At 63.1% G+C, this 14,857-nt stretch carries 12 protein-coding genes; 9 read left to right on the forward strand and 3 right to left on the reverse strand.

Annotated features, from left to right (window positions below):
* Positions 1 to 69 precede the first annotated feature (69 nt).
* Positions 70 to 1,461 carry an MBL fold metallo-hydrolase RNA specificity domain-containing protein gene (locus tag EPJ54_RS05055; protein ID WP_135210561.1) on the reverse strand — a complete coding sequence of 464 codons (1,392 nt, stop codon included), beginning with the start codon at positions 1,459 to 1,461 and terminating at the stop codon, positions 70 to 72.
* Positions 1,462 to 1,578: 117 nt separating this feature from the next.
* Here EPJ54_RS05055 and EPJ54_RS05060 point away from each other — a divergent pair, with 117 nt between their 5' ends.
* The 5 genes from EPJ54_RS05060 (at position 1,579) to EPJ54_RS05080 (ending at position 9,299) form a co-directional block, all read left to right on the forward strand.
* Positions 1,579 to 2,310, forward strand: a complete 732-nt coding sequence (locus EPJ54_RS05060) for an ABC transporter ATP-binding protein (protein ID WP_135210562.1) — start codon at positions 1,579 to 1,581, stop codon at positions 2,308 to 2,310.
* Between the two features lie 3 nt (positions 2,311 to 2,313).
* Positions 2,314 to 4,677, forward strand: coding sequence for an ABC transporter permease (locus EPJ54_RS05065; protein WP_135210563.1), 2,364 nt, complete (start codon positions 2,314 to 2,316; stop codon positions 4,675 to 4,677).
* 2 nt (positions 4,678 to 4,679) lie between these two features.
* Complete coding sequence (locus EPJ54_RS05070; RefSeq protein WP_135210564.1) at positions 4,680 to 5,885, forward strand: efflux RND transporter periplasmic adaptor subunit; 1,206 nt, start codon at positions 4,680 to 4,682, stop codon at positions 5,883 to 5,885.
* 79 nt (positions 5,886 to 5,964) lie between these two features.
* The gene (locus tag EPJ54_RS05075) at positions 5,965 to 6,381 is read left to right on the forward strand and encodes a hypothetical protein (RefSeq protein WP_135210565.1); all 417 of its coding nucleotides are present in this window, start codon (positions 5,965 to 5,967) and stop codon (positions 6,379 to 6,381) included.
* Positions 6,378 to 9,299, forward strand: a complete 2,922-nt coding sequence (locus tag EPJ54_RS05080) for a cation-translocating P-type ATPase (protein ID WP_135210566.1) — start codon at positions 6,378 to 6,380, stop codon at positions 9,297 to 9,299. The genes EPJ54_RS05075 and EPJ54_RS05080 overlap by 4 nt, the downstream gene beginning before the upstream one ends.
* On the opposite strand, the gene EPJ54_RS05085 is transcribed toward EPJ54_RS05080, so the two are convergent.
* On the reverse strand, positions 9,271 to 9,546 hold the full coding sequence (locus EPJ54_RS05085) for a DUF5132 domain-containing protein (RefSeq protein WP_167755581.1): 276 nt from the start codon (positions 9,544 to 9,546) through the stop codon (positions 9,271 to 9,273). The two genes, EPJ54_RS05080 and EPJ54_RS05085, sit on opposite strands and share 29 nt — an antisense overlap.
* Positions 9,547 to 9,650: 104 nt before the next feature.
* Here EPJ54_RS05085 and EPJ54_RS05090 point away from each other — a divergent pair, with 104 nt between their 5' ends.
* The gene (locus EPJ54_RS05090) at positions 9,651 to 10,910 is read left to right on the forward strand and encodes a DUF445 domain-containing protein (protein WP_135210568.1); all 1,260 of its coding nucleotides are present in this window, start codon (positions 9,651 to 9,653) and stop codon (positions 10,908 to 10,910) included.
* 79 nt (positions 10,911 to 10,989) lie between these two features.
* Here EPJ54_RS05090 and EPJ54_RS05095 read toward each other — a convergent pair whose 3' ends face one another.
* Positions 10,990 to 11,742, reverse strand: a complete 753-nt coding sequence (locus tag EPJ54_RS05095) for a M48 family metallopeptidase (protein WP_135210569.1) — start codon at positions 11,740 to 11,742, stop codon at positions 10,990 to 10,992.
* 116 nt (positions 11,743 to 11,858) lie between these two features.
* Here EPJ54_RS05095 and EPJ54_RS05100 point away from each other — a divergent pair, with 116 nt between their 5' ends.
* The 3 genes from EPJ54_RS05100 (at position 11,859) to EPJ54_RS05110 (ending at position 14,834) form a co-directional block, all read left to right on the forward strand.
* On the forward strand, positions 11,859 to 12,764 hold the full coding sequence (locus tag EPJ54_RS05100; RefSeq protein ID WP_135210570.1) for a LysR substrate-binding domain-containing protein: 906 nt from the start codon (positions 11,859 to 11,861) through the stop codon (positions 12,762 to 12,764).
* A 226-nt stretch (positions 12,765 to 12,990) separates the two neighbouring features.
* Positions 12,991 to 13,731: a Bax inhibitor-1/YccA family protein gene (locus tag EPJ54_RS05105; protein WP_135210571.1), complete on the forward strand. Its 741-nt coding sequence runs from the start codon at positions 12,991 to 12,993 to the stop codon at positions 13,729 to 13,731.
* A gap of 65 nt (positions 13,732 to 13,796) precedes the next feature.
* Positions 13,797 to 14,834 (forward strand): TerC family protein, encoded by a 1,038-nt coding sequence (locus EPJ54_RS05110; RefSeq protein ID WP_135210572.1) that lies wholly within the window; start codon positions 13,797 to 13,799, stop codon positions 14,832 to 14,834.
* The last annotated feature ends 23 nt before the right edge of the window (positions 14,835 to 14,857 follow it).

Here is a 14,857-nt window from a genome sequence, read left to right on the forward strand (position 1 = left end):
GGCGGCTTCAATAAACCGCGCGCAAATAGAGTCAAGCCTTAGGGAGAGACCCAAACTCCATGACGCCCCTTAGCAGGCGTTTGACCGATCACATTCTTCTTTCAGCTCATAGCCGACCAGTGCATCGACCACGCTCGCTTTCCAGTGAAGCTCTCGTCCAATGCGTGTGCGCAGCGCTTCAGATGCTGCGGGCTCACCGTGCACGATGAAGACACGCCGAGGCGCCCGGGTAAAGCCCGACAGCCATCGCATGATCTCGTCAGCGTCGGCGTGCGCGGAAAGCTGGGGCAGATTGGCGATCTCAGCACGGACTGGAATCCAGTCGCCGAACATTTTCAGCTCGGTCTCGCCAGCTAGCAAACGCGCACCGCGCGTGCCCACCGCCTGGTACCCTGCAAATAGAATAGTGTTGCGCGGGTCGGGCGCGAATGTGCGAATGTGGTGCACCACGCGACCGCCTGTGGCCATGCCGCTACCGGCGATGATGACCTTCGGCATTGGATTTGCTGTTATGGCCATCGAGTCCGCGACGTCGCGCGTATAACGCGCGACCGCGCACGAGCCTTCAATGGCCGCCGAATCGAGCTTGTGATCGTCGGGATGTGCGCGAAGCAATTCCGTCGCGCTGATCGCCATCGGGCTATCCAGATAGATCGGCGTTGCCGCGAGACGGCCAGTGCGTTTCAGCTGCCATAGGTGATAGAGCAAAATCTGCACGCGGCCCACCGCGAACGCCGGAATAATCACCGTGCCGCCGCGCTGAATTGTGCGCTCAATGATGTCGCCCAACTCTGAGAGGATGTCCGTTTTGGGGTGCGTGCGATCCCCGTAAGTGGATTCCACAATCACATAATCCGCGTGCGCGACCGCCTCAGGGCTCAGCATGACCGCATCGTCATAGCGGCCAAGATCACCGGAAAACACGAGGGTGCTTCCCGCGATCTTCACCTCTGCAGTCGCAGCGCCCAGAATGTGACCGGCGCGTCGAAAGGTTAGACCGCAATCGCGCGCGACCTCGAACTCCGCATTGAACGGAATCGGCTTCAAATGCTTCAGCGCGCGTTCAGCATCTCGCATCGTGTAGAGCGGCAAGGCGGGCTCGTGTTTCGAGAAGCCTTTGCGATTGGCATACTCTGCATCCTTCTCGGCGATCTGCGCGCTATCCTTGAGCAGGATTTCACAAAGCGACGCAGTCGCTTCAGTGCAATGCACGACACCGCGAAAGCCCTCTCGAACGAGTTTGGGCAGATACCCGCTATGATCAAGGTGCGCATGGGTGAGGACGACCGCATCGATCGAATCCGGCGGCACGGCGAGCGGCGCCCAATTGCGCTCGCGCAGATGCTTTAGCCCCTGAAAGAGACCGCAATCGACCAGCACGCGCGTGCCGTCCGCATCCAGGAGATGCTTTGAGCCGGTGACGGTTTCAGCGCCGCCGAGGCTTTTTAATGTCAGCGTCATGTGCGCACCTGCCAATGTCCGCTTACGTGAAATGGCTGGACATATATTCATGCCTTGCCAGACAATCCCACTTGAGCCCGATCAAGGCTAGTCCGACTAGAATGGGCATGAAACGTCATGACCAGCGCCGCGCCATCGGATCTGCATGCGCCGCTCTTTGCTCTGCGCGGCATTTGCCGAACCTATGGCGAGGGCGAAACAGCCGTACGCGCGTTGATTGATGTCGATCTGGACATCGCCGCGGGAGAGCTGATTGTCCTGCTCGGGCCCTCCGGCTCGGGGAAATCGACGCTGCTGAACATTCTTGGAGCGTTGGATCGGCCCACCACGGGCGACATCGTCTTTCGCGGTGAGTCGCTGACGGGCATGAGCGATCACGCGCTTACCCAGTTTCGCCGCAAGCACGTGGGCTTCATCTTCCAATTCTACAATCTCATTCCCAGCCTGACTGCGCGGGAGAATGTCGAACTCGTTGGCGAGATCAGTGACGACCCGCTCGACGCCGCGGAGGCGCTTGAGCTTGTCGGCCTCGGCAATCGGATCGACCATTTCCCGTCCCAACTCTCCGGCGGCGAGCAGCAACGTGTTGCAGTTGCGCGCGCGATCGCCAAGCGGCCGGCAGTGCTGTTGTGTGATGAGCCGACTGGTGCGCTCGATGTGAAAACCGGCGTGCGCGTGCTCGAGGCGCTGCAGGAGGTCAACGAACGCTACGGCTCGACCACTCTGATCGTCACCCACAACGCAGACGTCGCCCGCATGGGGGCGCGTGTGATCCGCTTTAGTGACGGCCGCGTCCGCAGCGTTGAAGTGAACGCACAACGTACGCCACCATCGCAGTTGGTTTGGTGAACCATGCGCACGCTCGACAAAAAGCTCCTTCGCGATGTCTGGCGCATGCGCCTGCACGCGGCAGGTGTGGCGCTCGTTCTCGGCTGCGGCCTCTCGGTTCTGGTGATGGCCGTCGGCATGCGCGGCTCGATGGAACGCACGCGCACGGCTTATTATGCCGAGCGGCACATGGCGGACATCGCCGTATCGCTCGTGCGCGCCCCCGAACGCATTGCACAGCGCTTGGCCGATGCGCCGGGCGTGCAGGCGGTGGAAACGCGCGTGAGCGGCATAGCGCTGTTGGATCTGGCCGGCGTGGACGAGCCGCCGTCAGCGCGCTTGGTCTCGCTGCCGCGCGACGGCCGGCCCCGCGTCAATGATCTCACTCTGACGCGCGGCCGATGGCCCGATCCCGCGCGCGCTGATGAAATCCTGCTCAGTCAGGCGTTCGCGGACGCCAATCACATTGAACCGGGCGATCGGCTCGCAGCGACGATGTATGGTCGCCGGCAAAATCTGCTTGTCGTCGGCGTCGCTAACTCACCGGAGTTTGTGTTCGTTGCGGCGCCTGGTGAATTGTTTCGTCAGGCGGACCGCTTCGGCGTGATCTGGATGGGTCGAGAAGCATTGGCGCGCGCGTATGATCTTGATGGCGCCTTCAACGATGCCGTGTTCACGCTTGGGCGCAATGCGAACCCCGCCGAGACCATCGCCGCGATCGACCGCATTCTTGAGCCTTACGGCTCCACCGGCGCCTACGGCCGTGACCGCATGCTTTCGGACAGGTTCTTGAGCGAGGAATTGCGCCAGCTCTCGACTATGGCGGCGTTCATCCCGGCGCTCTTTCTCATCACCGCGGCGTTCCTGGTTAACATCGCGCTTGGCCGCGTGATTGCCACGGAGCGCTCCAACATCGGTTTGCTAAAGGCGTTCGGCTATTCCAATGCAGCTGTCGCTTGGCACTATGCTAAAAGCGCGCTCATCTTCGCGGCCATCGGCGCATTCCTAGGCTCGGCCGCTGGCATCGCCTTAGGCCGCGCCGTCGCCGACATTTATCGCGATTATTACCATTTCCCGCGCCTCGACTTCGCGGCGTCGCCCGCAAGCTTCATCGGCGCATGGGCGGCAGGTTTTGCCGCGGCATTGGCGGGATGTCTGGGTTCAGTGCTGCGCGCCGCGCGTCTCGCGCCAGCCGCTGCTTTGACGCCGCCCCGCCCAACGGCCTTCTTTGCTGCTAGCAGCGGCCTTGCCGATTTTGCAGCGAAGCTCGATGCGAAATCACGTATCATCATGCGGCGGATCGTACGTTTCCCGCGCCGCGCCGGCACGACGGCGCTCGGCGTCGCCTTCGCCATCGCACTGCTCGTCGTCGCCCGCACCTTCCCAGCGGAGATGGATTATCTGCTCGACGTGAATTTCGGCGTCGCCAACCGCCAGGACGTCACACTGACTTTCGCCGAAGCCCGCGATCAGGGCGTGTTGCATCATGTCGAACGCCTTCCCGGCGTGCTCTACGCGGAACCCTTCCGCATCGACGACATCATCTTCCGGCACAACGGTCGCACGGTTCACGAAGCCGTCTTCGGCGTGTCACAGATCGCGCGCTTGAGTCGTGTCGTCGGCGCCAATCAGGAGCCGCTTCCGCCGCCCGTCGCCGGCATCGCGCTCGCCCGCGCCCTGGCCGACAAACTGGATGCGCGCCCGGGTGATGAAATCCGCATCGAACAAACGCGCGGCCAACGCCTTGCAGCCGAGGTACGCGTGAGCGCGATCGTAGAGCCCATGATCGGATCGTCCGCCTATATGGAGCTTGGCGCGCTCTCACGTCTCTTGCACGAGCCAGGACGCATCAGCGGCGCGCACCTGATGATGGACGCCACACAATTCGAGGCGTTCAATCATGCGATCAAGCGCATCCCCGCCATCGCGGGCGCCAGCTATATCGGTCAAGCTGAAGCCACGATGCGACGCGAGTTCGAGGAAGGCGTCGGCGTCATGAATTACATCTATGCCGCATTTGCCGCGATCATGGCCGGCGGCGTCGCCTTCTCAGCCGCGCGTATCACGCTTGCCGAGCAGGAACGCGATCTCGCTACCCTCCGCGTCCTAGGCTTCACGCGAACCGAGGTGTCTTACATTCTGATTGGCGAGCTTATGGCGTTGGCGCTTTTGGCCGTGCCTGCGGGCATAGCGTTCGGCACGCTCCTCGCGATCTGGCTCATGCAGCTTTTCCAGACCGACATGTACGCCTTCCCGTTCGTCTTCAATCCGAGCGGCTATGCATTCGCGATTGGCTTTACGCTTGCTTGTGTCGCGGCGGCGGCGTTCGTGGTGCGGACAGGGATCGATAAGCTTGATATGATCGGCGTTCTCAAGGCCAGGGATTAGACATGCGCCTGCCTTCACCCAGCGAACTGATGACGCTCGTACGTGAGCGCATCCCGACGAAGCCTCCCAAGCTCGCGCGGGCGCAATGGATCTGGATCGGCGCCGGCGCCGCTCTGGCGCTGCTACTGGTTTGGCTGGCGTGGCCGCGCGCGCAAGCGGTTGACGTCGCCGTGGTTGATCGCGGGCCCGTCCGCACCGAGGTGGTGGACGAAGGCCGCACGCGCATTCACGACGTCTTTGTGATCAGCGCGCCAGTCAGCGGCGAACTCCAGCGTGTGGAATTGGAGCCTGGTGATATGGTCGAGCCACGCCAGATCGTCGCCACCATTTCACCTGCAGATCCGGCGTTGCTGGATGCGCGCGTCGCGGCGGAGGCCAATGCTGGGGTCAACGCAGCGCAGGCGGCGCTGGATGCAGCGCAAGCTGAGTATCGTCTCGCGCAAAACGATCTCGAACGAATAGCGGCGCTTCACGCCCGCGACTTCGCCTCCCAGGCCGCCCTTGACGCAGCCGATGCGTCGGCAAGCGCCGCGCGGGCAAACGTCAACGCCAGGCGCGCTGAGCTGGTGCGCGCCCGCGCAGCCGCGAACTCGAGTTCGTCACGCGCCCGGCGCGCGACACCAATTTTCAGCCCAGCCGCAGGGCGCGTGCTGCGTGTTCTGCAGGAAAGCGAGACCATCGCCCTCGCCGGTTCACCGCTCATCGAGATCGGTGATCCGGCGCAAATCGAGATCGTGGCGGAATTCTTGTCGCAAGACGCCGTACGCATGCAGGCGGGCGCCGCAGCGCAAATTGAGAATTGGGGCGGCGATACGCCTATCGCGGCGCGCGTGTTCCGCATTGAGCCTTACGCACGCACGAAGATTTCCGCCCTCGGCGTGGAAGAGCAGCGCGTGAATGTCATCCTCCATCTTCAAGCGCCGGACCAAGCGCTATCGCTCGGCCACGGCTTTCGCGTTGATGCGCGCGTGGTGATCGCCGAACAGACCGACGCTCTGCGCGTGCCGACGGACGCGCTTGTGCGCGACGGGCGCGGCTGGGCGGTGTTCGTCTTTGAAGGTGGGCGCGCCCGCTTGACGCCCATAAATGTCGGCGCGGGCGGCCAAGATTACCGCGCCGTCACGCAAGGACTTGAGCCCGGCCAGCGCGTGGTGCTGTTTCCGGGTGACAATCTGGCTGACGGCGCGCGTATTCGCACTGCGCGCTAAAGTCTGGGCACATGGCTTGATCGGGCGCAAAGTAAGATCGGCGCCGGCGTGAACACTGCGACCCGAGAGGAGTATCGTGATGAGCCAGGCCGTTATCGATTTCTGCGAAGGTTTGAAATCCACACTGCTGACTTTGGAGGACCGCCTCGCCAAGGCAAAAAGCCACCTCGAAGTCGGCGCCACTGGCGCCAGCGCCGAAGCTAAAAAGCACCTTGAAGAAGCGAGCGAGCAATTGGCGCGCTTCAAGACCCACGCTGGTCTAATGGCTCAAGCCATCCGCGCCGATCTGCCGAACCAGACGGCGATCGCGCAGGAGAAGCTGAAGGAATTCGGCCAAGAGGCGCAGGTCGCGCTGCGGCACGCCGTGGTCTTCTTGGCTGAAAACACGGCTGAGGCGCTGCAGGTTGGCGCCAAGTCCGCGCAGCGCGTGGCCGAACATCTCAAGCACGACACGGCTGTGACTGCGATCGAAGACCAGGCGAAACCACCGGCGTGACAGCGAGGCCAAGCCTCACAGTCGATGTCGCCGATGTGACATACGACCATCGGCTGGAACCTCACGTCCGCGTGCACCATGCCTTGCCAGGGCGCACACGGCTGCGGCTTGATCCTCTGCGTGGCCGGCACGATCTGCTCGGCGCACTCGCACGACGGGTCGCGGCGCGTGAGGGCGTCGCGGATGTGCGCGAGAGCCCTTGCTCCGGCGCGCTTCTGATCGAGCATGATCCGCGCCTCACGGCCGAAGAAATCGCCGCAATGGTCCGCAACCTATGGCGCAGCGGCCTGACCGCGCCCGTGGCGCCGGCGCCAGCGGATGCTGAGACGCGCGCCTGGCACGCTATGCCTAGCGCGGCGGTGGCGTCAGCCTTCGCAAGTCCGAATGGACTCAGCGAAGGCGAGGCGTTGGAGCGTCTCTACCGCATAGGTGAAAACCGTCTCGCGGAGCCGTCCCCGCCCTCGCCGCTCAATGTGTTCGTCGATCAATTCAAATCCGCGCCCGTCGCATTGCTTGGCGGGTCCGCGGCGCTCTCGATTGCAACAGGCGGCCTCATCGATGCAGCGTTGACGCTTGGCGTCATCACGCTCAACGCGGGCATTGGCGCTTCAACCGAAAGCTGGACGGCCAATCTTATCCGCCGCCTCGCACGACAAACCGATCCCGACGCGATTGTGGTGCGCAACGGCCAAGAGATGCGTGTGCCGACATCGCGCGTGGCGCCCGGTGACTGGATCGCCTTGAAGACGGGCGCGGCCGTACCTGCAGACGCGCGCTTGCTGCAATCGGAAGCCTTGCTTGTCGATGAATCTTCCCTCACCGGCGAAAGCTTTCCCGTTGAGAAATCGGCGGACGCCTTTGTGCTTGAGGAGGCGCCGCTCGCGGCGCGCCGCACCATGGTGCATCGCGGCGGCATCGTCACCAATGGCGCCGGATTGGCAATCGTCACCGCCACCGGCGCCGCGAGCGAAATTGGACGTGTACGCGGTCTGCTGCAAAGTACGCATCCGCCGAAGCCGCCGATGGACCAGGCGCTCGATCGACTTGGCGTTCGTTTGACGATCGCCTGCCTTGGCGCGTCGTCCATACTAGCACTGATGCTGCTTCTCCGCGGCGCACCCCTCGGCGCCGTCGCGCGAAGCGCTGTTGCGCTGGCTGTTTCCGCTATCCCAGAGGGTTTGCCGGCGTTGGCCGCTTCCACCAAAGCCATTGCTGCGCGCGCCATGTCGCGCGAGGGCGCATTCGTCCGCAATGTGAACGTGCTTGAAACCGCGGCAAACATCGATGTGCTCTGCTTGGACAAGACCGGCACATTGACGCAAAACCGCATGCAGGCCTCTGTGGTGCGGACGCTCGCGTCGCGTTACGACCTGGGCGAAGATGATCGTGCGCCCGTGGGCGCGCGACTGGTCGCGAAGTTCGCCGCGCTCTGCAACGACGCACAATTGTCGGACGCGGAGACCCCATCGGCGGGCTCAGGCACCGAATTAGCGCTGCTTCGCTTGGCGGCCGCCGCCGGCCTCGACCTCGACGAATTGCGTGCGACTCTGCCACGCACGGGCGTGCAGCTCCGGAGCGAACAACGCCTCTACATGGTCACCGCGCACCAGAATGGCGATGCAAGCCTGTTGGCCGTCAAGGGCGCGCCGCATCAAGTCTTGAACCTGTGCGCCAAGGTTCGATCAGGCGGCGCCACACGCGCGTTGTCGGACGCAGATCGCGCGCAGATCGCGCGTCAGAATGACGAACTCGCGCAGGAGGGCTTGCGCGTCCTGGCTGTTGCGCGCGGCGTCGGCTTGGGTCTTGGCGACGAGGCGCCCACGCAGCTGGAATGGCTGGGGCTTGTCGGCTTGCGCGATCCGCTCCGCCCGGGCGCGGCCCAGATGGTGGCGACGCTTCAACGGGCTGGCTTGCGCACGCTTATTCTCACCGGCGATCAGGCCGGCACCGCACGCCGCCTGGCGCAAGACCTCGGCTTTTCCAATGATGGCGCGCTTGACGTGGTTGACGCCAGCGCGTTGCGCGACATGTCCGCTACGACGCTCCGCCAGACCATTCGCACCACCGAAGTGTTCGCGCGCGTGAGCCCGTCGGACAAACTCGCAATCATCCGCGCACTTCAGGCCGAGGGCCACGTGGTCGCGATGACAGGCGATGGCGTAAACGATGGTCCCGCATTGCGGGCCGCCGATGTCGGCATTGCCATGGGCAAATCCGGCGCCGACGTCGCGCGCGATATCGCCGACATCGTCATCGCCGACGATGATCTGGGCACGCTTGCGCGCGCGCTGGCGCGCGGCCGAACGGCGGATGAAAATCTTCGACGCGCCGTGCGGTTCTTGCTCGCCACCAACGCAAGCGAGGTGGCGCTACTCCTCGCCGAAGGCCTGCATGGGCCAAACGCGTTGGAGACACCGGCACAGCTCTTCTGGCTGAATCTGATGACCGACGTGTTCCCCGCGCTCGGTCTCTCGATGGCGCGCCCTGCCGCCGATATTCTTGACCGACCGCCCCGCGCCGCGTCGCAGGACGTGTTTGGCCGCGACGAACTCCGCTCGATCGCAGGCGACGCGCTCCGAATGGCTATGCCGGCCATCATCACCCACGTCATCGGCACGGCGCGCCACGGTTCGGGGCCCCGCACACGCGGCCTCACGTTCCTGGCGCTTGCGAGCCACCAACTTGCACACGCTCTGCGCTTGCGTCCGGGGCGCCCCGTCAGCGATCTGTTTGATCGCCCGGTCGAACTCGGCGTCGCCGCCGCTTACGTGCTGCTTGCTGCGCCGTTTGCGTTCGCGCCACTGCGCAACATGCTGCGTATTGCGCCGCCGCGTTTGGTCGAGACGGCGACCATTGTCGGCTTCTCCCTCCTGCCGATTGCAGCAAGACTCATGGCGCGCCGTTCGATTTCTCGCTGACAGTGGGCGTTTCGGGTTTGGCCGTCAGATCGGCCTTCACCTCCGCCAGCAAATCTTCGACATCCTCCGCAAACTCCGCGGCGGACGCGCGTGCGCCCTCATAGAATTTCACACCGCGCTTCAGCCCCTCACGCAGTAATGGGCGCGCGGTCTTCAGGATGTGCGGCGCGGCGGTCAACGCGGCGATGGCCACTGCGCCAACGCCGACGAGAAGAACCGCACCCAGAATTCGGCTACCCAACGCCACCGCCGTCTCCATTCACAGATTTTCCTGGCACGCTAGAGCCTAGCCTGGACGACAGACTTGCCTCAAATCAATCGCCCAGCGGTCTAATATGAGAGCTTCCGCGCATGTCGCACGAATTTGCACACGAGCCAGCGCCAGTGGAGAAGGCGCGATCACTCGCAACGATGCGACTGATCGCCGGCGGATTGCTGGTCTTGATGGCGTCCATTTTCGTGCTCGCGCTCTCACGGCAAGATCAGGCGCCCGTCTGGGGTTATGTGCGCGCCTTCGCGGAAGCCGCTCTGGTGGGCGGACTTGCGGATTGGTTTGCCGTCACCGCGATCTTCCGCCGCCCCCTCGGCTTGCCGATCCCGCACACAGCCGTCATCCCGCGCAGCAAGGAGCGCATCGCCCAAGCCCTTGGCGAATTCGTCGCGGTGAATTTCCTGGCCCCTGACGTGATCGGCGCGCGCCTCAGCAACCAAGACCTTGCAAGCGCCTTGGGCCGCCAATTGGCGGACCCAGCGACCGCGCGTCGGGTTTCCGATGGGATCATGGACGCGCTGCCGGCAATCGTCGATCTCCTCGATGATGAAGTGGTGAGCGAATTTATGCGCCGTCAGCTGACCGAGTTCAGCCGCGACGAACGGCTTTCATCTGCGCTCGGCCGCGGCATCAAGCTGCTGACCGAGCATGGCCGCCATCAACCCGTGCTCGACGCGGCGCTCGCCGAAGGTTGGCGCGCGCTGGAGGAGCATGAGCCAGCGATACGCGCCCAAGTCCGCGCGCGCACCTCGTGGGTCTGGCGCATCATCTCGCTCGACGCGCGCGCCTCCGATGCGCTGATTGGCGCTATCGAAGACACATTGCATCAGGTCGCGGAGCAGCCGGACCATCCCGCGCGGCAACGCATCACTGCGCTGCTCCAAAAGTTTTCCGAGGACCTGCAGCACTCGCCCGAGCTGCGCGCGCAGATGGAGCGCATGATCGGCGACATTCTCGCGCACCCGTCCGTGGCGACCTATCTGGCCGAAGTGTGGCAGGCGATGAAGCAATCGCTGAGCGATGTCGAAACACAAATGGCCGCCCGCACAACCCTGGCCGCCGGCATCGAGCGCTTTGGCGCAGCCTTGCTCGAAGACCAGGCGGTGGTTGAGACGCTGAACCGGCGCCTCCGTGCGCTACTGACCGAAATCGCCGGGCGCCACAATCGCGACGTCGGCGCCCTGATCTCTGAGACGATCCGCAGCTGGGACACGGCCACCGTGGTCGAAAAGCTTGAACAGAACGTCGGCGCCGACCTCCAATACATCCGCATCAACGGCACGATCATCGGCGGCCTGATCGGCCTCGCCATCCATCAAACGACGCTGTGGCTCAAGTAGCGCCTTTTCCGGTCGACCCACCGGACTTCTCAACAGTGATGAGGCCGAGCGTCACATGCATCAGCTACAGTGCCTGGCCTTATTGCGTTTCGCTCACCAACGCGGCCAAAGCTTCCAGCCTGCGCGCGTCAGCGGGGTGCGTGGACATCCACTCGATTGCATCCACGCCATCACCCGACATTCGACGCCAGAATGAAAGTGCGCCCTGGGGATCAAAACTAGCGTTGCGCATGAGGCCGAGGCCAAGCCGATCGGCTTCCAGTTCCTGCAAACGTGAATACGGCAAGACAACCCCGTAGAGCACGCCCGCGCCCAGTGCACCCGCGATCGCCTCCGCATTCTGTCCGTACTCTTCCGATAACGCCGCCGCCGCCAGCGAGACGCCGATCTCCAGCGCCAATTGCTGACTCATGCGCTCGTTCGAATGGCGCGCTTCGATATGACCGATCTCGTGGCCCATCACCGCGGCAATCTCATCGTCGGATTGCGCACTTTCCATCAAACCTCGAAAGAACCCAACCTTGCCGCCAGGAAGCACGAAGGCATTGACCTCTGCGCTGTCGAATACGGCAAATTCCCACTCCGCGGGCGCGCTCGACCGCGCCGCCATGGCTTGGCCAATTCGCTCCAATCGCGCATGCATGCCCCGATCATCAACACGGGGCATGCGCGCCAGCGCGTCCGCCCACGCCTCGCGTCCCAAGGCTGCCAGCGTCTCATCCGACACCAAACTCAATTGACGCCGCCCCGTTGCCGGGTTTTCGCTGCACGCACCGACAAGCACGCCAGCGCTCAGAACCTTGAGCAAATCACGGCGCGACCGCAGAACCATTGCTTAGAGCTCCCAAATTGCGCTCTTGATGTATGCGCGGCATGAGGTTCCGGCTAGGGTCGGAGCCTGGCGCCGTTTGCGGCGCACCCTTCTGACCACTCCTTGGCTCCGTATCGATGCCCCAACAAAAGCCGCGCTTGGTGAATCTTGATCTCGACTTGGTGCGTGCGTTCGTCGCCGTCGCGGAGGCCCAAAGCTTTACGCGCGCCGGCGTGCGCCTCGGGCGGACGCAATCGACGATCTCGCTCCAGATCAAGCGTCTCGAGGAACAGCTTGACGCTGAATTGTTCAGCCGCGATCCTCGTAATGTCGTTCTAACCGCGCAAGGCGAGGCCCTGCTCGCGCAAGCGCGACGCCTGTTACGTCTCAACGACGAGATTGTTGGCGAAATTTTCGAGCACGCGCTCGAAGGCGAGGTGCGCTTCGGCGCGCCCGAAGACTTCGCGACGACGCACTTGCCTGGAATCCTGGGCGATTATGCGCGCGCCTATCCGCATGTGAGCCTCTCGGTAACCTGCGATCTCACCCTCAATCTCATGGATAAAATGGCGCAGGGCGAACTTGACCTTGCGCTTATCAAGCGCGAGCCGATCGGTGCGAATGTGGGCCAATCGGTCTGGCAGGAGCATCTCGTCTGGGTGGGCGCTGGCGAGGATGTATTGCCGAAGGACGGCGCGATCCCCCTGATCGCCGCGCCTGCGCCCTGCGTTTATCGTAAGCGCGCAATCTCCGCGCTCGATCAGGTGGGCCGGCCATGGCGTGTCGCCTACACGAGCCCGTCGCTCGCCGGCCAACACGCGGCGCTGCGCGCGGGGTTGGGCGTTACCGTCTTGCCGACAGAGATGGTCCCCAGCGACCTGATAATGTTCGGTTCCGACCAAGGCTTCCCGCCGCTGGCAGATGCCGAGATTGCGCTGGTCCGTGCCGGTAAATCATTAGCATTACCGGCTGAGCGGCTCGCCAATTTTATTCTGGCGTCCCTAGATAGCCGCCGCGCGAAAGCCGATGAGCAATCGCGATAGCAGATATTGCGGTTTTAAATGATGCGCGGGCTTTTCTCGGCGCGCGCGGATACTACTTCTGTGGGGCCAGGCCGGGCCCCTCTGGCGGTGCGTAGCGCCGCGATGTCGGACTGGAGGATTGCGGCGGAGAGCGCATCGATCTCGCGTTCCCTCGCCCCCCAAGCCCCGCAAGCGGGATTGGCCCTCCGTCCGCGATCCAACCTTGAACGCTACAAGGACGGAAGAGATGGCCTTTAACGACTTTCAACGATCGACCAGAGCGGGCGCACGCGCGATCCCCGCGGACGCCCTCTATGATGCCGGGCTGCGCCAACACATGCTCGGCATCTACAATTACATGTTCGCCGGCTTAGGCCTCAGTGGCGCAACTGCCTTCCTGCTCATGCAATCCGGCGCAAGCGCGCTTTTCTATTCCAGCGCCGGACAATTCACGGCGCTGGGGTGGGTCGCCATGCTGGCCCCGCTTGGTCTGTTGCTCATCGCCTCTTTCATGGCGCAGCGACTCTCTACGGCGGCCACGCACGGGCTCTATTGGGGTTTGGCGGCGCTGCAGGGCGTGGGCCTGAGCATCCTGTTTCAGGCCTATACGAGCACCTCCATCGCTCAAGTATTTTTCGTGACCGCTGCGGCATTCGGCGCGTTGAGCCTCTTCGGCTACACAACGAAGCGCTCGCTCTCCGGCATGAGCACATTTTTGATGATCGGGTTGGTGGGCGTCGTCATCGCCTTCCTGGTCAACATTTTCCTTCAGTCCAGCTTGCTGCAATTCGTCGCCTCGGTGCTCGGCGTCATCGTATTCGCCGGCCTGACCGCGTTCGACACGCAACGCCTCAAGCTGGAATATCTGGATGGCATGTCTGGCGACATCGCCAGCAAGACGCAGGTATGGGGCGCGCTGAGCCTCTATCTGAACTTTATCAACCTTTTCCAATTGCTGCTGTCGCTCTTCGGGCAGCGCGAAGAATAGTTTCCCCACCTATCGCGCCCGCGCGCCATACCGCGCGCGGGCGCGAGCTTTTTTGAGACAAGAAGATGGATTTTCTCACTGCGAGCTACGCAGGCCAGCCTATCTGGCTCTGGCTCGCATTCCTCTCTTTCATCGTATTCCTGCTCTGGGTGGACCTCGGTCTGCTCAATCGCAAGGACAGCGTGATTTCGCCTAAGAAGAGCGCCATCATGTGGGCGAGCTTCGCGACGCTTGCGCTTCTGTTCGGGCTTTATGTTGGCTTCGTCTATCAGCCCGATCCGCAATATTATTCTTCGCCGGACAATTTGAACCAGCAGGCCGTAGTCCAGTACTTTACCGGATATCTGCTTGAGACCGCGCTCGCGTTCGACAACATCTTCGTCATCTCGCTGATCTTTACGTATTTCGCAGTGCCGCGCGAATATCAGCACCGCGTGCTCTTCTGGGGCATCCTGGGCGCCATCTTCTTCCGCGCGATATTCATTTCTCTAGGCGCCACGGTGGTCAATTCGTGGACCTGGGTTCTCTACATCTTCGCCGCCTTCCTCATTTGGACGGGCTGGAAGATGGTCAGCGGCCACGGCCAGGAGATGAAGCTTGAAGACAACAAGCTGCTCGCCTTCGTGCGCGCCCGTATGCGAGTGACCGATCGCATCGAGAACCACAATTTCTTCGTGCGTCTCCCCGATCCGCAGACGGGCAAAGCGGTGCTCTACGCCACGCCGCTTTTCCTCGCGCTAATCATGGTGGAAGCGGCCGACATCGTTTTCGCGGTTGATTCGGTGCCGGCGATTTTTGCGGTCACGCGCGACCCCTTCATCGTTTACACATCCAACATCTTCGCCATTCTCGGCTTGCGGTCGATGTATTTCATGCTCGCGGCCGCGGTCGAGCGCTTCAAATATCTGAAGTACGGCCTCTCGCTCGTGCTGGTGCTGATCGGGGCAAAGATCATCTGGAACTTCGGGCTCTCGAAAGAGCTTGGCTGGGTTCCCTACCTGGAGCCGCACTGGGCGTTGCTCATGACGATCGCTCTGATCGGCGGCGCGATGCTCTACTCGCTCTACCGCACGCGCGATGAGGCGCTCAGCAGCAGAGGCTAAGCGTGCACTGAGGGCGAACCGCG

It is taken from the genome of Vitreimonas flagellata, assembly GCF_004634425.1.
GTDB classification, from domain to species: Bacteria; Pseudomonadota; Alphaproteobacteria; order Caulobacterales; family Aquidulcibacteraceae; genus Vitreimonas; species Vitreimonas flagellata.

Coding starts and splice junctions, on each gene's coding strand:
- EPJ54_RS05075 (WP_135210565.1), top strand. CDS start 5,965: ATGAGCCAGGCCGTTATCGATTTCTGCGAAGGTTTGAAATCCACACTG.
- EPJ54_RS05070 (WP_135210564.1), top strand. CDS start 4,680: ATGCGCCTGCCTTCACCCAGCGAACTGATGACGCTCGTACGTGAGCGC.
- EPJ54_RS05105 (WP_135210571.1), top strand. CDS start 12,991: ATGGCCTTTAACGACTTTCAACGATCGACCAGAGCGGGCGCACGCGCG.
- EPJ54_RS05100 (WP_135210570.1), top strand. CDS start 11,859: ATGCCCCAACAAAAGCCGCGCTTGGTGAATCTTGATCTCGACTTGGTG.
- EPJ54_RS05090 (WP_135210568.1), top strand. CDS start 9,651: ATGTCGCACGAATTTGCACACGAGCCAGCGCCAGTGGAGAAGGCGCGA.
- EPJ54_RS05060 (WP_135210562.1), top strand. CDS start 1,579: ATGACCAGCGCCGCGCCATCGGATCTGCATGCGCCGCTCTTTGCTCTG.
- EPJ54_RS05055 (WP_135210561.1), bottom strand. CDS start 1,461: ATGACGCTGACATTAAAAAGCCTCGGCGGCGCTGAAACCGTCACCGGC.
- EPJ54_RS05110 (WP_135210572.1), top strand. CDS start 13,797: ATGGATTTTCTCACTGCGAGCTACGCAGGCCAGCCTATCTGGCTCTGG.
- EPJ54_RS05065 (WP_135210563.1), top strand. CDS start 2,314: ATGCGCACGCTCGACAAAAAGCTCCTTCGCGATGTCTGGCGCATGCGC.
- EPJ54_RS05095 (WP_135210569.1), bottom strand. CDS start 11,742: ATGGTTCTGCGGTCGCGCCGTGATTTGCTCAAGGTTCTGAGCGCTGGC.